The 20,616-nt window shown below is 43.6% G+C and carries 20 protein-coding genes and 1 riboswitch; of the genes, 10 read left to right on the top strand and 10 right to left on the bottom strand.

Going from position 1 to position 20,616, the window contains the following annotated elements:
- The first annotated feature begins 4 nt into the window (after positions 1 to 4).
- From GSF04_RS06295 to GSF04_RS06310, 4 genes are read left to right on the top strand one after another with little or no spacing between them, the layout of a single operon-like run.
- Entirely contained in the window at positions 5 to 1,183 is a 1,179-nt protein-coding gene (locus GSF04_RS06295) for a homoserine O-acetyltransferase (protein WP_211859058.1), read from the top strand.
- Between the two features lie 13 nt (positions 1,184 to 1,196).
- Entirely contained in the window at positions 1,197 to 1,952 is a 756-nt protein-coding gene (locus GSF04_RS06300) for a 3-hydroxybutyrate dehydrogenase (protein WP_010607747.1), read from the top strand.
- A gap of 8 nt (positions 1,953 to 1,960) precedes the next feature.
- On the top strand, positions 1,961 to 2,665 hold the full coding sequence (locus GSF04_RS06305; protein ID WP_010376359.1) for a CoA transferase subunit A: 705 nt from the start codon (positions 1,961 to 1,963) through the stop codon (positions 2,663 to 2,665).
- A complete protein-coding gene (locus tag GSF04_RS06310; RefSeq protein ID WP_211859059.1) occupies positions 2,665 to 3,324 on the top strand; it encodes a CoA transferase subunit B in 660 nt (219 codons plus the stop codon). Before GSF04_RS06305 ends, GSF04_RS06310 begins: the two co-directional genes overlap by 1 nt.
- Before the next feature lie 85 nt (positions 3,325 to 3,409).
- Here GSF04_RS06310 and GSF04_RS06315 read toward each other — a convergent pair whose 3' ends face one another.
- Positions 3,410 to 4,027, bottom strand: a complete 618-nt coding sequence (locus GSF04_RS06315; protein ID WP_211859060.1) for a ricin-type beta-trefoil lectin domain protein — start codon at positions 4,025 to 4,027, stop codon at positions 3,410 to 3,412.
- A gap of 83 nt (positions 4,028 to 4,110) precedes the next feature.
- On the opposite strand from GSF04_RS06315, the gene GSF04_RS06320 reads away from it, so the two are divergent.
- A complete protein-coding gene (locus tag GSF04_RS06320) occupies positions 4,111 to 6,102 on the top strand; it encodes an alkaline phosphatase family protein (RefSeq protein WP_249122440.1) in 1,992 nt (663 codons plus the stop codon).
- 168 nt (positions 6,103 to 6,270) lie between these two features.
- On the opposite strand, the gene GSF04_RS06325 is transcribed toward GSF04_RS06320, so the two are convergent.
- Positions 6,271 to 6,918, bottom strand: coding sequence for a DUF2959 domain-containing protein (locus tag GSF04_RS06325; RefSeq protein WP_211859061.1), 648 nt, complete (start codon positions 6,916 to 6,918; stop codon positions 6,271 to 6,273).
- A gap of 157 nt (positions 6,919 to 7,075) precedes the next feature.
- Between GSF04_RS06325 and GSF04_RS06330 the strand changes: the two genes are divergently transcribed.
- From GSF04_RS06330 to dtd, 3 genes are read left to right on the top strand one after another with little or no spacing between them, the layout of a single operon-like run.
- On the top strand, positions 7,076 to 7,957 hold the full coding sequence (locus GSF04_RS06330) for a virulence factor BrkB family protein (protein WP_211859062.1): 882 nt from the start codon (positions 7,076 to 7,078) through the stop codon (positions 7,955 to 7,957).
- 42 nt (positions 7,958 to 7,999) lie between these two features.
- Positions 8,000 to 8,944 (top strand): alpha/beta fold hydrolase, encoded by a 945-nt coding sequence (locus GSF04_RS06335; protein WP_211859063.1) that lies wholly within the window; start codon positions 8,000 to 8,002, stop codon positions 8,942 to 8,944.
- A 19-nt stretch (positions 8,945 to 8,963) separates the two neighbouring features.
- A complete protein-coding gene (gene dtd, locus GSF04_RS06340; protein WP_211859064.1) occupies positions 8,964 to 9,404 on the top strand; it encodes a D-aminoacyl-tRNA deacylase in 441 nt (146 codons plus the stop codon).
- A 33-nt stretch (positions 9,405 to 9,437) separates the two neighbouring features.
- On the opposite strand, the gene GSF04_RS06345 is transcribed toward dtd, so the two are convergent.
- Positions 9,438 to 10,127 (bottom strand): SAM-dependent methyltransferase, encoded by a 690-nt coding sequence (locus GSF04_RS06345; RefSeq protein ID WP_211859065.1) that lies wholly within the window; start codon positions 10,125 to 10,127, stop codon positions 9,438 to 9,440.
- Between the two features lie 173 nt (positions 10,128 to 10,300).
- Between GSF04_RS06345 and GSF04_RS06350 the strand changes: the two genes are divergently transcribed.
- A complete protein-coding gene (locus GSF04_RS06350; RefSeq protein WP_069018843.1) occupies positions 10,301 to 11,200 on the top strand; it encodes a bifunctional GNAT family N-acetyltransferase/hotdog fold thioesterase in 900 nt (299 codons plus the stop codon).
- 72 nt (positions 11,201 to 11,272) lie between these two features.
- Here the strand turns inward: GSF04_RS06350 and GSF04_RS06355 are convergent, their stop codons facing one another.
- The 5 genes from GSF04_RS06355 to dapA form a co-directional block, all read right to left on the bottom strand.
- Positions 11,273 to 12,295, bottom strand: a complete 1,023-nt coding sequence (locus tag GSF04_RS06355) for a phospholipase A (RefSeq protein WP_211859066.1) — start codon at positions 12,293 to 12,295, stop codon at positions 11,273 to 11,275.
- A gap of 213 nt (positions 12,296 to 12,508) precedes the next feature.
- On the bottom strand, positions 12,509 to 13,621 hold the full coding sequence (locus GSF04_RS06360) for a M14 family metallopeptidase (RefSeq protein WP_211859067.1): 1,113 nt from the start codon (positions 13,619 to 13,621) through the stop codon (positions 12,509 to 12,511).
- A gap of 2 nt (positions 13,622 to 13,623) precedes the next feature.
- Entirely contained in the window at positions 13,624 to 14,829 is a 1,206-nt protein-coding gene (locus GSF04_RS06365; RefSeq protein WP_211859068.1) for a PLP-dependent decarboxylase, read from the bottom strand.
- A complete protein-coding gene (locus tag GSF04_RS06370) occupies positions 14,829 to 15,569 on the bottom strand; it encodes a 2,3,4,5-tetrahydropyridine-2,6-dicarboxylate N-succinyltransferase (RefSeq protein ID WP_211859069.1) in 741 nt (246 codons plus the stop codon). Before GSF04_RS06370 ends, GSF04_RS06365 begins: the two co-directional genes overlap by 1 nt.
- A 10-nt stretch (positions 15,570 to 15,579) precedes the next feature.
- The gene (gene dapA, locus GSF04_RS06375; RefSeq protein WP_211859070.1) at positions 15,580 to 16,464 is read right to left on the bottom strand and encodes a 4-hydroxy-tetrahydrodipicolinate synthase; all 885 of its coding nucleotides are present in this window, start codon (positions 16,462 to 16,464) and stop codon (positions 15,580 to 15,582) included.
- 115 nt (positions 16,465 to 16,579) lie between these two features.
- A riboswitch (Lysine riboswitch) is annotated at positions 16,580 to 16,758 on the bottom strand.
- 142 nt (positions 16,759 to 16,900) lie between these two features.
- On the opposite strand from dapA, the gene GSF04_RS06380 reads away from it, so the two are divergent.
- Positions 16,901 to 18,625 carry a response regulator gene (locus tag GSF04_RS06380; protein ID WP_211859071.1) on the top strand — a complete coding sequence of 575 codons (1,725 nt, stop codon included), beginning with the start codon at positions 16,901 to 16,903 and terminating at the stop codon, positions 18,623 to 18,625.
- On the opposite strand, the gene GSF04_RS06385 is transcribed toward GSF04_RS06380, so the two are convergent.
- Together GSF04_RS06385 and GSF04_RS06390 are read right to left on the bottom strand one after the other, a co-directional pair.
- Positions 18,611 to 19,228, bottom strand: a complete 618-nt coding sequence (locus GSF04_RS06385) for a hypothetical protein (RefSeq protein WP_211859072.1) — start codon at positions 19,226 to 19,228, stop codon at positions 18,611 to 18,613. The genes GSF04_RS06380 and GSF04_RS06385 overlap by 15 nt on opposite strands.
- Positions 19,229 to 19,394: 166 nt before the next feature.
- Complete coding sequence (locus GSF04_RS06390; protein ID WP_211859073.1) at positions 19,395 to 20,270, bottom strand: TraB/GumN family protein; 876 nt, start codon at positions 20,268 to 20,270, stop codon at positions 19,395 to 19,397.
- Positions 20,271 to 20,616: the final 346 nt, after the last annotated feature.

The raw sequence follows: 20,616 nt of genomic DNA on the forward strand, positions 1-20,616 counted from the left end.
AGCAATGAAGCGGATTTTCCTGTTACTCTTGTTCGTTGCCAGCAATATTGTCTATGGCAGTGAGACAAACAAACCTATGCTGGTTGAAAAGCGGGCATTTACACTCGCGCATTTTACTACAGAGTCTGGAGTCAGCATTCCTGACGTTAAGGTAGGCTGGGAAAGCTATGGCAAATTAAATGCCGACAAAAGCAATGCAGTTTTGATCACGCATTTCTTTTCTGGCACATCTCACGCTGCGGGTAAGTATCGGGAGTCTGACGTATTGGCAGGTTACTGGGATGCCATTATCGGCCCGGGCAAAGCGGTAGATACTAACAAGTACTTTGTGATAAGCGCAGATACTTTGGTCAATGCAAACTGGCATAGTAAAGATGTGATCACGACGGGCCCAGCTTCCATTAATCCAAAGACGGGCAAGCCATACGGCTTGGATTTTCCCGTGGTGACCATCGGTGATTTTGTTGAAGTGCAAAAGCAACTACTGGATAGCTTAGGTATCGACAAACTACATGCGGTGATGGGCGCGTCTATGGGGTCTTTCCAAGCGTTAGAATGGTCGGTGCGCTATCCCGAAAAAGTGTCACGTTTAATTCATGTGATTGGCGCGGCAAAGATGGATGCTTGGACCGTTGCTGCGTTAGAGAAATGGGCTTTACCTATCCGACTTGATCCAAATTGGCGGGGCGGGGACTACTACGACGGGGAAAGGCCGCTTGCTGGACTCACGGCCACGATGCTTAATATTACTCAAGACGCGATGCACCCCGCTATTTATAACGCCAGTTTTCCAGACTTTATTGTGCTTGATCCCAAAGCAAAACAAGATATTCGTCAGCTTCCTAAACTCAGCCAAACGCTAGCCACGCGCGCACGAGCGAGGGCTGAAACGCAAGATGCGAATTCAATCTTGTATTTAGTCCGCGCCTCGCAACTATATACCGCAGGCATGCAAGGTAATTTTGATAGCGCTATCGATAAAATCACAGCAAAGGTTTTGTTGATGCCTGCAAGCAATGACTTGTTATTAAAGCCTGAGCCCATTCGTAAGTTAGCAGAAACCCTTAAAGCCAAGAATAAAGACGTGCAGATCACAGAGATAGAAGGCGTTTGGGGGCATTTAGACGGTATTTTTTCAATTCAATCACAGGCTGACACCATTGCTCAGTTCTTAGCAAAATAATCAAGGAGTGACGATGAAGACGGCGTTGATCACAGGGGCTGCAAGTGGCATTGGTCGCTATATCGCGATGGCCCTGAGCAAACAAGGTTACAGCCTATTACTGGTAGATTTGAACTTAGCGCAAGCACAGACGGTGGCCGAGTCTATCGTCAGTGACGGAGGAAATGCTCAAGCGTTTGCGCTCAATATAGCTAATAAGCAAGACATCGCTGACTTTATCCGTCAGCACGATAACATTGATGTGCTTATCAATAACGCAGGTGTGCAACATGTTGAAGCACTAGAGCATTATCCAGAAGATAAGTGGCAATTGCTGCAAGACGTGATGCTAACAGGCCCCGCCATGTTATGTAAGGCGGTATTGCCGCATATGCGCAGAGGAGGCTTTGGCCGCATCGTCAATATTGGTTCTATCCACGCTCTAGTCGCTTCTAAATATAAGTCTGCTTATGTCGCTGCAAAACATGGGTTAATGGGATTTGGCAAAGTATTGGCGCTGGAAACCGCGGACTGCGATATCACCGTGAACACTATTTGCCCCGCTTATGTAAAAACCCCATTGGTAGAACAGCAAATTACCGCGCAAGCGAAACAGCATGGGATCAGCGAAGATGAAGTGATAAACAATATTATGTTGGCGCCAATGCCGAAAAAGGCCTTTATAGGGTTGGATGAGATTGCTCATGCTGTCAATTTTTTACTCGCAAATGAGTCACGCAACATTACTGGCCAAGCCATTGTGCTGGACGGCGGCTGGACAGTGCAATAGGAGGAATGATGGCTGGATTTGATAAGGTAGTCGTAAGCTACGAAGAAGCAATGGCAGGACTTTGCGATGGCATGACCGTGATTGCAGGGGGCTTTGGTTTGTGTGGGATCCCTGAAGGTTTGATAAGCCAAATACGCCACATGGGTACAAAGGACTTAACCGTGGTTTCTAATAACTGCGGAGTAGACGGGTTTGGTTTAGGGATTTTGCTTGAGGATAAGCAGATCCGCAAAATGGTGGCTTCTTATGTGGGAGAAAACGCCTTGTTTGAGCAGCAGTTATTGAGCGGTGTATTGGAAGTTGAATTAACTCCACAAGGGACACTTGCAGAAAAGATGCGCGCAGGTGGAGCTGGGATCCCCGCTTTTTATACCGCAACAGGCGTTGGTACACCCGTCGCTGAGGGCAAAGAGGTAAAAACGTTTGGTGATAGAGAATATATTTTAGAGCCGAGTATTACGGGAGACTTTGCCATTGTAAAAGCGTGGAAAGCAGACCGTTTTGGCAATTGTGTTTATCGCCACACCGCCATGAACTTTAATCCAATGGCTGCAACGGCTGGAAAAATTACCGTCGTTGAAGTGGAAGAAATTGTAGAGCCCGGCGAAATTGAACCGAGCCAAATTCATACCCCTGGAATTTATATCGACAGAGTGATTCTAGGACAGTTCGAAAAACGCATCGAAAAACGTACTGTGAAGGAGCAAGCATAATGGCATTAACCAGAGAGCAAATGGCCATGCGAGTGGCGCAGGAATTAAGAGATGGGTTTTATGTCAACCTTGGCATTGGGATCCCCACGCTGGTGGCTAATTATGTGCCACAGGGCATGGATGTGATGCTGCAATCGGAAAATGGCTTATTAGGCATGGGCGCTTATCCGACCGAGCAGGAAGTGGATGCGGATATGATCAATGCGGGTAAGGAAACCGTTACGGCCCGTACGGGAGCTGCCATTTTTAGTTCGGCAGAAAGCTTTGCAATGATCCGTGGTGGTCATGTGGACCTGACAGTGCTTGGCGCTTTTGAAGTAGATCAGCAAGGTAATCTTGCCAGCTGGATGATCCCAGGTAAGCTTATCAAGGGCATGGGTGGCGCGATGGATCTTGTCGCTGGGGCTAAAAATATAATTTGCACTATGACGCATGCGAATAAGCAAGGCGAGTCAAAACTTCTACAACACTGCAGTTTACCGCTCACCGGCGTAAACTGTATCAATAAGATAGTAACCGATCTAGCGTTGCTTGAAGTCAAAGAGGGGGCGTTTTATTTACTTGAGCGAGCTCCAGGTGTTAGCGCCTCGGAAATTCAAGCCAAAACCGCAGGCATATTGATTTGCCCTGATGACGTACCGGAGATGGTATTTAGCTAGCTTAAAATCAAAGGTTACGTTTTTAGTTGAAGAAAGAGCTGAGGTGACTCATGCTCTTTCATTGAAAGTGGTGTCTAACCGACTCCTATCTATTCCATGGAGTATAGTACCACTCTTGGTCTAGTCCGCCGTCACAATCGTAAAGCATTATATTATTGCGTCTTCCTCCACTGTGACCTGCCACATCGAGGCATTTACCTTGTTTCTTATTTATAATCCGACCTGCACCATCGAACTTCCATAATTGGTCAGCCATTCCTTCACAGTTCCAGAATTGAACATTTCGCTTTGGAGCACCGTCATAACGACTTACATCTAAACATAGGTTCTCATCGTATACAGGCCTAATTTCAAACCATGGATCTCCGTAATATTTACTTTCAATATAATTAGCTAATTTGCCCATATATTGAAGCTTCATTTTTCCATGGGTGGCAAATGGAGAGCTGAATACAGAGTTATCTATAGCAATTTTTACATTATTTTTATAAAATGAGAAATATTGATCTCTACCAAAATCACAATCATAAGTTTGTACAGTTTGTCCTTTGTAGGCTTTATCAATTTCATGTTTACCATCCATACAGATGAAATCAGTTTCTTCAGCGTACTTTTGTTTATTGATAAACATTATACCTGAAGCTGCTTGAGCCATCGTTGAAACTGCTAGAGCTGCTCCTGCTAGCACTAATGTGTATTTCATAGTTATTTCCTTATTTTGTTTGTGTTACTATTAGGGACGGTAACATTAATTTAAATCATTATCAATTTTTATATTATCTTTGTTTGTGGGTTGTTATTTTTTATAGTGAAGGATTATCTGCTTTGTTGCTCAACAATAGTTTATCTTCAAACCGCTGGATAAAATTCATAAGGGAAAGTTGGGTTATTTTCTTGTTATGGGTCAGCGGTGTATTCTTACTTATGTCATTTAGAGTTTTCTATCTCTTTAACTTTAAAGAAAAAGTATCGTATGATCTTACGGTTGGCCAACTGCTTGATGCCTTAGCCACCGGTTTTAAATTTGACTCCTCTGCTGCTGGAGTTTGTCTCGCTATTCCTTTTTTGCTGAATTGTTTCCTACAGCCTTTGCGATTAGATAATTGGGTTAGACGAGCACGCAATATGATAGGGCTAATTTATCTGAGTGTTTTCGTATTATTAGGAATCTGCGGGATAACTTATATCAGTGAGTATGGAACTCAATATAATTATCTCATGCTGGAAGGGTTATATGATGATCAGCAGGCCATACTGAGCACCGTGATTCAGCAGTATAAACCTTGGGGGAGTTTGTTGAGCATAGGTATACTACTATCTTGCGTGGTCGTATGGACTCGTTTTGTGGATAAGAGAAGTTATCGCTTACTAATAAATATTTGTCCGAAGAGCAGAATCAAACAAGCGGTTATTTCGATATTGGTGTTCGTTATGTTCGTTTGCGCTGCTAGAGGTTCATTTGACTCCCGTCCTGCATCGAGAAAGTGGTCAGCCGTCACCACGGATCCATTTGTAAACAACTTAGTTATTAACCCATTTCGCAGTTTCTTCTACGCGATACAAGACTACGGTGAATTAAATCAGCTCACTACATCAAGTACTAACCCTTATTTAGCCGATAAGCATGAGGTTGATGATGCGCTGCTAAATAATGAGACTCGTAGTATGGGGCCCTTAATTCAAAAACCTTCTCGCATTTTTTACATTGTGATGGAAAGCTTTGATTCTTGGCCTCTGCAGGATAAATATAGGGATTTGGCGCTAACAGAAAATTTTCATCGACTAAAAGCAAAGGGTATTTATGTTGAACAAGCATTGCCTGCTGCTTCAAGCACAATGAACTCATTATCCAGTCTAGTTACAGGGATTCCATTTAGTGGTATTAACATGAGCCGCCTCACGAGTAAGGCTCATACTTACTCGCTAATCCATTTGATGGAGGGACAAGGTTATACATCACAATTTTTTTATGGTGGCTTATTGTCTTGGCAAACAGTAGGTGATTTTATGAGTAGACATGGCGTCGATCATATTTATTCGGCGGCAAATGCAGGAGGTAAGGGCAGTGCCGGTGTATGGGGGGTTGATGATGGGCAGCTATTTGATCTCGTTAGCCAGTCAGTGCCAGAAAATAGCTTTAACTTGATTATGACTACTAGCTATCACGGTCCATTTAATTTGGATTTATCAGCTAGTGATTATCCTTGGAAAAATGGAGACTACCCAGCCCAGTTTCAGCTAATGGGTGATGAGGTGCTATCTGCCAACACTCTTGGGCACTTGTGGTATTCAGATCAAATGATGGGACAGTTTGTTGATAATATGCAACGCAAATATCCTGATGCGCTATTTATCATTACTGGAGATCACTACAGCCGCCGCTATTTTCATGCTAAGCCTAACTTGTACGAACTTACCCATGTCCCAATTCTTTTACTGGGGCAAGGGGTTTCACCTAAATTGAGTAACCGAACAATTGCTTCACATATGGATATCACAGCTACAATTATGGACTTGATAGCGAGGCCCAACACATCATTTTCTAGTTTTGGCCATTCACTTGTTGGTTCTGAAGCACCAGAAAATGTTTTTGGATATAAAACAATTCGAGATACGGAGCGAGTTTGGAAACAAGGTGATGGTGAGCAGTTTTATAGCTATCAGGTTAACCTAAAACTGGGTGCTCAAAATGTTGAGCAGCAAGTACCAATCCTTGAATATCAAACTTATATGGCTGCTGCATGGCAATTACTTATGGGGAGTCCTACTCCTCATTAAATTACGACACGGGTCAATATTGCCTGTTTAATTCGAAGGCCATACTAGTCTCCTGATTAGTATGGCCTTTAATCGTATTCGCATAAGTGCAAGTCAATATAGCGGTGAGACATGCCCTTTTGGATTACGCTATTTAGTCTTATTTTTAACCCGTAATGACTAAGATACTCAAGCTCTACGTGCATTCATCTCAGCAATAAACTTGTTCGAATCTTCAATAGAGCGGTTCATATCTGCGATTAGGGCGCTAATATCACGCTTTAACCCCGTAAACTCACTTTTAATAGCGCTTACCGCCTGTGCATTTAGGTTGTGCTTAAGGTACAGCACATTATCTTGTAGTGAGTCGAGCACGGGCTGCATTTTGGCTTCACTGCTGCGCATTGAGCGAAGTAAGCGTTCAAATTGGCGCTGTGTTTGACTTAATTGCTTAGCACTCTCACGTTTTAGGTTTGCACTCGAATATTGCTCAAGTTCATCTTGCCACTCGTCAAATAGTGCGTTTGCCACGTCTTCCACTTTGTCTATATTGCTACTTACTTCAGCTGCAGCGGCAAGGGATGATTGGTAGTCATCGTTAAGCAGGTTATAGGCTTCTTGTAATTCACCACCATTAAAATTAATTAAGGTGGTGAGTCTTTCCAATGCCGATTGAAACTCTTTTTGTGATTCCTCTTGGGACTCCTTTGTTTCTTCGACACGATCCACCAATATCTCGCGTTTATGCACACCAAACTTTTCCATGGTGGCGTAATAGGCACTTTGGCAGCCAGTAACAAGTAAAAGTAACACTGCGCTTAAGGTGAGTTTTTTCATTTGCACTCCCGGGCTCTAGAAGGTCAATAATCAGTAAGTGGCCATGTGACCGTCGTTATATATTACTATTTAACGCTATAAATTATGGCGGGGATTGTTATGATGTGTAAAGTCATCCATGAATATTAACTTGATTATGATGCAAAGAATAACCGAAATGAAGGTCGTAGCACTGCGATTCTTACATTCTCAGCCTAGCTGGTGGCGTCGCTATAGTAAGCGTTGTATTGAGGACCAGATCACGGTCAACGCGGGCTATTTAGCGTATGTCACACTGTTATCGTTGGTCCCCTTAGTTGCGGTGGGTGTAGCAATTTTTTCGGCGTTCCCTGGATTTGAAGATACGCGTTTTGCAATTGAAAACTTTGTGTTCAATAACTTTGTGCCAACATCGACGGACACCATTAAAGAGCACATCAGTGCGTTTACTGGCAATGCGAATAAGATGACAGCTGTGGGGGTGAGTTTTTTGGCCGTCGTGGCTTTGTTACTTATTCGCAATGTTGACACCACACTCAACCGTATTTGGCGAGTTAAGCAAAAACGTCCGTTGATGATTTCGTTTGCGATTTATTGGATGGTACTCACGCTTGGCCCTGTGCTATTGGGCGCGAGTATTGGTATGACATCTTATATCGTTTCTTTAGTGACATTTGCCGATCAAGGGATCCCTGGGTTTAGTGGTGCACTGATTAAGATGTTGCCCTATTTAATTTCTATGGTTGGCTTCATCATGCTCTATACTTTAGTACCAAATACCAGTGTGTCATTTCGAGCCGCGGTTCCAGGTGCTTTGTTTGCAGCTTTGTTATTCGAGCTAACGAAAAAAGGCTTTGCACTATACATTAGCCATTTTCCCTCATACGAAGTTATCTATGGGGCGCTTGCGACAGTACCTATTCTTTTTGTTTGGGTATATTTATCTTGGATAGTGGTGTTGTTAGGTGCGGAGTTTACAGTGTGCTTAACCCAAGATATGGAATCCGCAGGATTAGATACAAGCTCGGAGTTTGACCCACCAGACGCGCAGGGACTTTAGCTTTTACCGATAACGGTTAGCTTAAGCCCCCAAGGGGGAGTTATGAGCTTATTGTATCAACATGGCGATGCATTGCGTCGCTTTCATCTCGCGGTAGGTGAAGGGCATCAATTGGGCATAGAGGAATATGGCTACAGTGATGGCACACCACTTATCATGCTGCATGGTGGTCCAGGTCAGGGCCATTCTCGTAATGTACTTGGCTACTTCAATCCGCAAAAATACCGCATTATCCTGTTTAGTCAGCGAGGCTGTGGCAACTCAACGCCTACTGACTTTGGTGATATAAATACCGCAAACCTGCTGAAAGATATTCACACCATTCGTGCGCATTTAGGGCTGCAAAAGGTTGTACTCGCCGGGGAATCTTTCGGTGCCATGCTGGCACTTCTTTATGCTGAGCAACATCGTGAAGATGTCTTGGGGATAGTGTTGTGGTCGAGTTTTTTGGGTAATGAGGCTGATCTTCATTGGCTTTATGGTAGCCAAGGTGCCCCCGCGCAAATTTATCCAGAGCAGTATCTTGCCTTTGCACAGGGAGCGCAAACCATAGAATCCTTGCTAGACCATTACCATTCGGCACTTTTTGGCGAGGATGAGTTACTCAAAAGAAAAGCAGCACAGCGCTGGTGTGAGTGGGATAACCTGATCACAACAGATAGCGATACGCAAGGTATTAGGCTCTGCAAAGCAGACAAACAGCTCAGTAAAGCACAGCATATGGTGCATTTTTTTAGTCACCAGTGCTTTATCAAAAAACAACAAATTACAGCAGATGCAGATCAGCTCAATCACTTACCTATCTGGTTTATTCACAGTCGGCATGATTTAATGTGTCGATACGCACCGGTTCATCAGTTAGCACAAAGCATTAAGGCGCAGTTGTTGATTTTGAATGGAGTTGGGCATTGTAGTGCTAACCCCGTTTATGCAGAAGCGATAAGGCGAGCGGCTGATCTATTACTGTGCAAAATTCAGCATCATTAGCAGTCACAAGAGGTAGGTAGTGCAAGGACTAATTCAAAGGGTCAGCGAAGCAAAGGTAGAAGTAGAGGGTAAGATTGTAGGTCAAATCGATAAGGGAATATTGTTACTATTAGGCGTTGAAAAGTCGGATACAGAGCAAACGGCGGATAAGTTACTGCACAAGGTTAGTAACTACCGTATTTTTACTGACGACAAGGGAAAAATGAATTTAAGTTTAAAAGACATTGAAGGCGAACTATTAGTTGTATCGCAATTCACCTTGGCGGCAGACACCAAAAAAGGCATGAGGCCAAGTTTTTCGAGCGCAGGAACACCTGAGCAAGCGAATACACTCTACGAATACTTTGTGGCTCAAGCCAAGGCCGCAGGGTTGAAAGTCGCGACAGGACAATTTGCTGCGGATATGAAGGTGAGTTTACTGAATGACGGCCCTGTGACTTTTAACTTTAGTATTGAATAGTGATTTGACGTAAAAATCTAAGATCAACAAATGCTAGCGTTTAACTTCGATAATCATATTGGCGTAGTCCGGCACTTTTTCGATAAAGGGCTTTTTACCAAAGTTGGTAATTAATAAGTGTTGAAGTTGCTTGAGCTGCGACTCATGCTCAGTTAAAAAGTTGATATACAGTCGGCCTCCATCATTAATAGCAGCTCTGAGTAGACGATAAAACTGGTGCTGAAACAAGAAAATGGGAGGCTCAAGTTCGCTAAATAAATCGAGCACAATCCAATCGTAGCGTTTGCCTTGTTGCAACGCTTTAAATACATCGACACAATTAACATCGCACAAAGGGTCGCCACCAAAGTAGCGTTTGTAACAATGGATCACATCTGGGTTGTTATCTATGGTGGTAATGTGACAATCTGGATAAGTGGCATTGAGGTAATCACGGATTGCACCTGCGCCAAGACCCAGCTCTAGTACGCTGGTTGGCGGGGTGACTTGCTGCCAGCGACTCGCGAATGTTTTTAAATGAGGAAATAACAAGTGCTCCGGGTGGTTTAACTCCACAACGGATTGTAATGTGTTGTTTATCAGAAGCCATCTTAACGATTTCTCTTGCCGCACTTGGATGCTATTTCTGCCTTGTTTATGCCAATATAGCAAGTGTCCTAGCTGGTGGCTCCGGTCCACAAAATCGTTGCTGATAGTGCCTGAATGCGTAATAAATTCTCCCATGATAACATCATCATAGACGAGGATTTTGTGAATGCCAGCTTGTCCACCAGTTTTTACACTAAAGGATAAGTGTTTTGGCGCATTTTATTCCCTACACTGGGCTTATCTTGTAGGGTGTATCCGTACTAGATTCAAAGTCGTTTAACAGGCTAATAACAAAACAGGAGTCAGTGATGTTTGAGGTAACTTCACCACAAAGCAGCGAAGATTGGCAAGCCTATTACCAGTTACGCTGGCAGGTGTTAAGAGCGCCATGGGATCAACCTCGTGGCAGCGAACAGGATGATTTAGAACAAGAAGCTGAACATCGCTACATTAAAAATAATGATGGTGAAGTGCTAGGCGTAGCTAGGCTCCATTTTAACAATCATAAGCAAGCACAAGTACGCTATATGGCCGTTGCAGAAGGGCATCGAGGTCATCACTTAGGTAGTCGTTTGCTACACGAGCTTGAGGTTATTGCTTGGACGCAAAAAGCAGAAGAGCTAGTTTTGTATGCTCGTGAGCGCGCGTTATCATTTTATGAGCGTCATGGCTATGAAGTGGTTGAAAAGGCACATTTAGCCTATGACGATGTGCAGCACTGGAAGATGGTAAAACAACGTCCTACGGAGCCAGGCTGGTTTAGACAACCAAATTGGACCCATGTATTACAAAATACTTGGCGCGAGTCTATTCCAATCAGTGATGCGATGGGAATTAAAGTCGAAAGCTATACAGACTGGCAGTTTTCCACTAAGGCTGACTTAAAAGCGAACCTCAACTTACACAACTCGATGTTTGCAGGCTCTATATATAGCATGGCGACGCTAACGGGCTGGGGAGCGACTTATTTGGCACTTAAGGAACTTGGGTTGGAGGGAGATATTGTGTTAGCTGATGCCAATATTAAATATCTAAAACCTTTAACCACAGCACCAGCGGCAACGGTTACCATTGCGGACTGTGAAGGTGAATTACAAGCGCTAGAGACGGCTGGCAAAGCAAAATATGTGGTGCCAGTGAATGTCTATGATGGCGACATGCTAGTTGCTAAATTTGAGGGGCAATTTGTGGTGATAAAACCGCAATAAGTAGAGAATTATTCTCAGCTTTCCAAACGAAAAAGCTCTGAGTGTTCAGAGCTTTTTTGTATTCGAATGCGCTTAAAGAATATCAGTGAGCAACACGCCAATACCAAGCCTTTGGGTATGTGTGTTGTAGTCTATTAAGCTTTCGCCGTAACCATTAAAGTATTGTGCGTAGCCGCGCAGTCTTCCCCAAATCGGGAATGACCAGTCTAGCTGAATTGCACCGCGATTATCACTGTTTAAGTTATTGCGCCACATAAAGCCAAACTCATGCTCCTCGTGACGATACACCCCGCTAAACTCGAAATGACCTAAGTACTCGTCGATGTTTGGATTGTCGTCTCCGCGTGGATCCAAGGCATCTTCTTTGTCGTCTTCAGGTAAGCGATACCAAGGTTTAAAGCTGAATACAAAGCCTCGGTTTTCCCAGATAAAATTCGCATAGATACGATTCCAGGAGCGGGAATTTGGTTGACTGCGACCGTTAGATTGGTGGGAAATCCCAAGTACAAAGGCCATCTCATCGCCCCACAGCACGTTTTCATCATCTAAAAAGTTAATCCAAAAGATTTCTGGTTCATAGTTGGTTTCACGAAATGGCGAAGACACATCTTTGTTATACAGCTGCCAATACGATTGCAGCGTAAAAGCAAAATAGATTGCCTGATCTTTATCCGAAAAGTTTTTATAAATAGGCGCTTTTAACGAGATTTGGTATTTGGCTTCAAAGTTGTCGATTGGCTCGCCGTCTTCATCGTCAATGGCTTTTAGACCGTCGAATGGTCTACTGTTGACGTTGGTCATATAAGAAACTGGCAAAATATAGTTACGCTTATGTGGTGTTAATACATTACGGTTCTTTTCAGTTACACGTTCGCGCGCCATGCGTTTATCTAATTGGCTTAAGGTTTTATCTGCATCAGCCTCGGCACATTCGGTACGGACCTGTTCTATGGTTTTATCTTTTTCTCCAGTTAATACCGCGTTTAGCACGCACTGTTTGACTAAATCTATTTCATCTTCCTGTTGGGCTTCTTGAGCGTAAAGTGGCAAGGTAAGCAAGGCTAAAGCCGGTATTGATAAGTATGTAAGTTTCATCCTGTGTGCGCCGAGAGTAAGTACAATTGATTACATTATTAATCAATGATAATGAAAGGGAAATGAATCTCGAAGGTCAAAAATGTCAGAAAGCGAAATACGGTCGAATAAGAAAAAGGTGGCGGCTATCGCCGCCATACCTTAGTAAGCGTTAAGCTAAACAAGCAGAGCTTATTTGCTTTGACTTACTCTCACGCAATAAAAGTACTCGAGTTAAAGTGTTTCAACTTGAGTAAAGAAATTATAAAGCTCAGTGCCTTGATTCACACTAGCAGAGGCAAAGTGCAAAATGGCGATGGCATCTTCGTCCAACTTGATCTCATTTAAGGACGTTTCTGATAAATAGCGCTCCATTCTGAGAATTTTGGCGATGGTTTGACCTGCCTTGATATGCTCTCCAAGCTTTGCCGTATATTCCACCATGCCACTCATTGGTGCATAAAAGGTGCGATAATTCTCTAGTCGACAGACGTAACGGGTGATGTTTTGTGGCATAAAGTGCGCATCTTGAAAGGCCTGTTTATGGTTCAGGTAGCTCAAAATGCTATTAGCGTCATCCAATGCTTCCGCTAGATCAATTTTTTCTTGAGAGCCAAGTTCAACCGTAAACGCTTCTGTTAATACTGGGATCTCTCGGCCTATAGCTTGATAGGCTTGCTGCAAGTTCCACCATGGACAAAAACTTGCTTCATCCATTGCTCCACCAAAGTCACTTGGAATAAGTAACACATGCGGAATATCAAAATATCGAGCGCTGTCTTTTGCATACTCAGGACAATACAGGTGTTTTGCTGAAATTGGCCCCGTGTGAAGGTCTAAAACAATGTCAGCTTCATGAGCTAGACGTTGTAAATTCAAGGCGATGCGCTTACCCGTTGTCAACCTATCTAAGGGCCCATCAAGTAGCGCTTGGGTGTGCTCAACTAATTGTTGGCGAAATTGCTGAGTGATTTCTGTAATTGAAAGCGTCGGATTTTGCTCCACAAACTCGGCAACCAGCCCGGAATGGTTTATGTACATCCGATTCCAATTCGTGCCTGTAATTGGATCAAAACGTCCTAAGGTAAACTCACCAGATTTCTGATTACAACCAATCGGGTTTGCGTAAGGCACTAAGGTGATGTCCGCTTTTAATGACAATTGCTTCAACTGTTCCAGCAGTTGATAAATCACTGCATTACCTTGCACTTCGGCGCCATGCATATTTGCTTGGATATACACCTTTGGCCCACTGCCATCGCCTTTGATGCGATAGACTGGAATAGTCAAAGGCAAGCCGTTGGCAATTTCACCAACCTGAATATGTTGTTGTGTAATGGTATTCATGTTTACCTCAAATAACTTGAAGCGGGCTCTGCTTCACGGACACAGCTGATTTCTCCAGCTGAGATGATGTACTCAGCTGGGAGCTCATGACATAGAAAGAACGGCATACTTTCGGTGTAGCCGTAAGCGCCACACTGACTGAAAACAAGCCAATCGCCATCGGCACTGTCGCTTGGTAAGGCTAGGGTGCCTAATTTATCCAATGCTGTGCAAAGTGGGCCATGAATATGAAAGTCTGTGGTCTCAGCTTGAGACTGGCGTAACAATTCAGCGGGGAAAGCTTGTCCGGTAACCGCTGGACGCAGCAGGTGATTGACACCGCCTGCGACGATCAGTTGTTGTTCACCATAGTTTTGCTTTTGTTCCACCACAGGGTTGAGATAAAAACCACATTCGCCAACCGCATAGCGGCCTAATTCCATCCATAACTCTTGCACTTGCGTGGCGGATTTTATCAAGGCGAGCGTGTCTAATAATTTCTGCCAATCGAGAGAAGGGCTTCGCCTATCATAGGGAATGCCAAGGCCGCCACCTAAGTCGAGTACCTTTAGAGTAATATCTAAATCAGCAGCGAGCTGAACTAAAGGCGCAACCATAGCCTGCCAAAGTTCAGCGAGTGTATCGCTGCAGAGCATATTGCCCCACTGGAAAATATGCAGTCCGACAAAGTCTAGGTGGGTGTAGTCACTTAAAGTTAGGGCTTGCCACTGCTCTGCACCAAGACCAAAAGGAGTAAGCGTATTGCCACCAAGTGGATTGTGCTCTGCTTTATCAAAGCGTAATTGCACCCGCAGTAAAACTTCAAATTGAAGCTCAAACTCTTCGGCCACTTGATTTAACCAGCGTACTTGATTGTGGCTTTCAGCCACGAAAATACGTACGCCTTGTGTTGCAAAATGGCGGATCTGCTTTAGCGATTTGGCAGGGCCGGTGTTGAGCACGCGTTCAGGAGCGATCCCTTGAGATAACACTTGATCAAGCTCGCCGCTAGATGCCACATCAAAGTTAAACCCAGCGTTATCTAGGGTTTCAATGATATGTGATAACGGATTCGCTTTTACGGCATACCAAAGCTTAACGATTTGCTGATCAACTAAGGGCTTAACATGCGCACTTAGCTTATCTAAATCGTAGCAAAAGAAAGGCGTATCTTGTTGCTGGATCAATGCCTCAGCTGCAGTTCGCTGTGACGTGCTCAACCAAGTCATTAGCGTAGAACCTCTTCCAGCGCCAGTGATGCATCACTTTGTTCATCACGGTATTTTACGATAAGTGCGCATGACATACTTAATCCTTGCGCGCGAGCCCACTCACTTGAAGCTGGACGAGAGCCTGGGATCACTATCGCGTTTTCAGGGATGGCTTCACCTTTGTCAAGCAAGCGCTCGTTCACGCAATCATAGACAGGAATACTTGCTGAAAGGCGCACGCCCGGTGCTAATACGGCACCGCGTTTAACAACAACCCCTTCAACCAATACACAGCCTGCACCAATAAAGGCATCGTCTTCAACAACAACAGGACTTGCTCCAACTGGTTCTAATACACCACCCACTTGCACAGCTGCGCTAAGGTGCACATTTTTACCAATTTGCGCGCAAGAACCAACCAACGCATGACTATCTACCATAGTACCTGAATCAATATAGGCACCAATGTTGACATAAGCCGGTGGCATAATGATTGTGCCGGCTGCAACGTAAGCGCCACGTCTTACACTGCTTCCGCCAGGAACCATACGAACGCCATCTTGGGTAGCAAATCCGCGTGGTGCTAAGTTGTCTTTATCAACAAATCCACCTGGGAACTCCGTATTTACGCCATTTCTAAATGCTTCAAGGATCCCTTGTTTTACTTCTACGTTAGCATGCCAATGGCCTTGCTCATCCTGTGTTGCCGCACGTACTGTGCCATTTTCTAAATCGTTTAGTAGGGTTAACCAGCTCATGTTTACTGCCTTAGTTCCAAGATAAAATCGTTTTGTTCGCGCGAGTGATCGCATCGGTATGGGTGAGTTCCAAATGTGTCAGTGGCGGGCGCAAGTTTGGACTTGTGAGCTTCCCTTGCAAGTGCATTAACACTTTGACTGGAATGGGATTTGCCACTGCAAATAAGCTATTTGCAGCTTCTGACCAGGTGGTAAATAAATTAGGAGAGGTGCCGCTTAACGAGCGCCTTACAAATTCTGCGGTTTGCTGTGGCCATGCGTTTGCCGCAACAGACACCAGACCCGTTGCACCTGCTTGTGCAAAGTAGGGCATTAAGCCATCGTCGCCGCTATAGATGGCGACATCAGGCGCTGCCTGACGAAATGCTTCAAAGGTGGCAATATCACCACTGGCTTCTTTTAGTGCCCACAGATTAGGGTGGCAAGCTAGCTCGCCGAGTAGTTCAGGGGCGATAGCAACGGCACTGCGACCGGGTACATTGTAGAGCATGCAAGGGTTGTGGCTCTCATTAAGTAGTGTACTAAACCAATGTGCCAGACCAACTTTGCCGGGCTTTGCGTAGATTGGTGAGCCAAGTAAGAGCGCATGAATGGGCTGCGTATTACAAAAGCGCACCCATTGTGTTTGCTGCTCAAGATTACTGCCGCCAACGGCAACCATAAGTGGTACGCTTGGGGCTAGCTGGCAAACAAACTCAACGATTTGTTGCTGCTCTTGTTGGGTAAGCGCAAGGCCTTCGCCGGTACTGCCTAGTAAAAGAATACCGTTACGAGCTTGCTCTTGATCGCGTACAAGCGTCGTTAATGCGCTAAAATCAACCTGATTTTCAGCATCAAAAGGCGTTACTAAAGCCGTCCACAACGGATAGTCAGATAAGTTGAATTGTGATTTCATCTCTACCGAACTTAAATCATGTTCGGAGTTAGGAGAGTGTCCAAACTTCGAACCGTTAAAATTCGAAGAGCAATGGACTTAAAAAGGATAAGGCAGCCAATGGCCTTATTTTTCTAAGACCAGAAGCTCTCCACCAAGTATGTTGGTGACAGTCGCTGGGATTCAGCCCAGTCGCCCGAAATGAGTATTAGCAAACAATAACTCAATTTCTCGGCGTATATTCCCCTCACTAAGCTGCAACGGAGTTTGCTCTCCTTCACTTAGTTACCTGAATAACGCACCTCTTCCAGCCCTTAGTTTGACGCCGTGGCATCAAACTATCTAAATAGGGTGAACACGCATTGAAACATTTTGGCCGTCTAGGTGTCAAGCATCGGACTGTAAATAATACGATTGTTAACTACACTTAACATTGCAGCTGAGACAATGCTATGAGATGAAAAACAAAAATATGTCGTTAATAAATAAAGTTAAAAATCGTTATATCGGGGCATTACTTGCTATGGCTATATTGCTGTCGATGGCGATGGGGATTATGCAGTACTTGCTGTATCAGCAGAGCCAAGACGCGCACGTAATTAATATTGCCGGTATGCAGCGGATGTTGTCCCAGCGTATTGCGCTTTATAGTGCACAAGAGGATAAAAAAGACAGTGAGGAGCTACGTCAAACCATTGATAAATTTGAGAGTAATCATGAGTTTTTAACTAAAACAGAGGGGGGGGAGGCTATTTATCTGAATGAGGCGCTTGCCGCGCTTTACTACCAAGAGCCAGTGCAATTGGATTTACAAAGTAATACTTTTGTCACTTTATCAAGGTCTCAGTTACAGCAATCCACTCCTCAATTAGTGGAACAACTCTTTACTGCATCTCAGCATTTACTCCCCAATCTTAATGAGGCCGTTTCACTATTTGAGCAGCATGCACGAAGTAAAACAGAAATGGTGAGGAAAATAGAGTTGTTAATTTGGCTGCTTGGACTGTTGCTGCTGTTTATAGAAGCGAAATTTGTATTTCGCCCAATGGCGCGAGAAATTGCTGAAGCACTAAATAAATTAGAGGTCGCAAGAAAGCTTGCCGACGATGCACTACACTCAAAATCACGATTTTTAGCACGTGTTAGTCACGAGCTAAGAACGCCGTTGCAGGCCATTCAGGGGTATTTAGATGAATATCTGAGAAACAAAGAAATCCAACATTTACAACATGTGAAAAGCGCAGTAAATCAATTGGATGTATTACTTTATTCGGTTCAAGACTTTAATAACCTTTCCGAGCAAGAAGTGGTCATTGAGCGTCATCAAGTCGCGTTGCGAGAAGTAATAAAGTCAGCCTGTATTGCCTTTCAACTAACCGCACACAAGAAATCTCTCGCTTTTAATTTGGCATTGAGTAATGAGTTAGATGTGACTTGTTATTGTGATTGTAAGCGTGTTGGTTGGTTGATCGGTGAATTGGTTAATAATGCAATTAAATTTACTGAGCGTGGCAGCATTCAAGTATTTGCGGATTTGGTTGTAGATGAAGATACGCCATATTTAGAGTTTGTTGTTGAAGATACTGGGCCTGGGTTCGACTATCAGCAGTTGCGAGAAGCTGTGCATAGCGAGCATTTTCAAGGCACGCAGTTAGGGCTGAAGCGTTGCCAATTACTCACCTCAGCGCTTGGAGGACGATTAGGTTTTATTGCGAGGGAGCCAACAGGTACAAGAGCAACCTTGAGAGTCCCGATTGAAATTGACAACCAACAGACGCTGGCTCGTAAAATGGAGCCAGTGTCAGCTCGTATTTTACTGGTGGAAGATAATTTACTAAATGCGCGCGTGATTGAAAAAATGCTTCAGCCCATAGCCAAGTTGGTAACGCATGCCGAACATGGTGAAGGTGCCCTTGAAGTCTATGAGGTGGGTAAGTTTGATATCGTGCTTATGGATTTAAATATGCCAGTGATGGATGGCTTTGAAGCCACTGAGCGTTTGAGAGCACTAGATCCAACCGTGCCTATTTTGGTCGTGACCGCAAATACTAATGCGGAGGATCTGGATAAGGTCTATGCACTTGGCGCAACGGCTCATTTGTATAAGCCGTTGCAACCGGATGTGCTGCATAGCAAAGTGGCGCTATTACTGAATGAGTGTGGAGACTTAGTCTCGTCTTAAACGAATATTTCCAACCCCGACTTCTGCATCGATGGAATATTGACCTTGACCACGATAGTCTGTTGTAGAGCCAACCATACTCTTTTTGGCAGTCTCTACGTTGCCAAACCCTGATATTGCCGTTTTACCAACACCTGAATCTAAAGACACCTTTTTGAAATCGGTGGCGGTAGTCTCAATTTTAATTTTTCCTACGCCTACCTCTAAATCAGCAGAGTTATTAAGATCTTGAATATCAATTTTGCCAACACCAACCTCAACATCTAAGGCCAAATTAACAGGCACCTTAACTTGCCAAGATAGTTCATAATCATCTGAATTGATCTCGAGTGATAATCTATCCCCTGATGTGTTGCTGTTTAGGGTAGCTTCACTTACATCTGGTTTACCAAACCAACTGTCTGACTCTTTCGGTTCAACCAAAATTTCGACCTCTATGGTGTTGCCGTTGTAAGTTTGTAGATCGATTTTACCTACGGCAATATCCACTTCTAACTCGGCTAGACTATTGCTTGGGAATGATGCTGTAATGGTTTTTGAATCTTTTGCTTGTGCAGTCATTGCCGCTGCACTTAATGCTAAAACTAACGCTAACTTTTTCATTATTTTTTACCTTCAACGAGAGTGTTTGAAAGGTAAGTCGCAAATAAAAATGAAAAGGTTTAAAAAGATTTTTATTTTTTTAGGGCGTGTTGATGGAAGTACCTGTTTAACACGCCCACAAAGTAAAAAGTAAACTACTTACCTTTTAGCAAGATAACGCTGAGCGTTATAGCCGGGTGACTGAATAACCATTGTTTTTAAGTTGCTCAACAAGGCCATATTTTTCAACAAGATGTAATGCACCAACGGCAATAAACGTTGATTCATTAGGGAGCTGTTTTTTAAGCATTTGCACCCAGTTATTATTGCGTTCAATGATCATCAGTTGCTCGGCTAATTTGCCGTATTTATCATCCGAAAAACTTACCTGGTAGTAATGCGATAACTTCTCCAAATCGCCGCTTCGCCACGCGGAAACTAAATCCAAGAAATAGGTATTCAAATCAGACATCTGTGCAAATGTTTCCTTGAGCATAGCGTCACTATGAATACTCAGCTGACTGAACATTTCAAGCTGATATTCTAAGGTTTCAAATTCACCAATTGGGATCTTCTTTTCGTTTGCGTAGGCAATTACTTGTTTATCGATGCCATTGGTATCGGTAAATCCAAGCTTTTGATATTCCAGTTGTAGCATAGTTATCATCACGGCCCATGGTGCGTAGCGTTCAAATAAGGCGATATCTATCTGCTTTTTGGAAAAGTAGTCTTGTAGCTTCTGATAGACTTCTGCAGAGAGCTGATCTTTTAGTGTTTGGTTGTTTTTTAACAACATAAATGGCATGGAGCGCTGTTGGATCGCAAACGGAGAAAGCGCCTCTAAGTTCACTTCAACCATGACTTTATCACTGCTCGCAATGGCGCTTTTTACCTTGGCTGGTAAACCTTGCATTTGTTTGTCACCGACGTGGACGGTACCAAATAAGTACGACATTTTGTTGCCCTTTTCTATTTTCCACAGGCCAACTTCTGCGTTGGCGAGATTACTGAAAAGGCTTAAGCAAAGATAAATAAATAACAATGGTGAAAATACTTTAACCATAGTAATGATCCCTGTTGGTTTTAAAGGGTCAGTCTGCGATATCGAAATGTGAATGTCACTAAAAAATGAAGTGCGCTTAGGCGGTAGAAAAAATTTCATATAGGCAAATCGAGAAAGTAAATTTTTCGTTATATCGAAATTGAACCAATAGAAAATTCGCATTTTAAAATGTGTGGTTGTTTTAATTCTTTAGTTTGTGATTTTTTGGTTTTTTTATGCGTTAAAGTCAGTTTTTTAATTTTAAATAGCATAGTTTTTTGTGTTGACTTCAGTGTGCAAGGCGCGGTATTAATAGAAAAAGAGGCAGCACAGTGCTTACACTGAATGATTGCCAAGTTTAAATTTA

Source organism: Pseudoalteromonas sp. A22, assembly GCF_018141345.1.
Taxonomy (GTDB): Bacteria; Pseudomonadota; Gammaproteobacteria; order Enterobacterales; family Alteromonadaceae; genus Pseudoalteromonas; species Pseudoalteromonas maricaloris.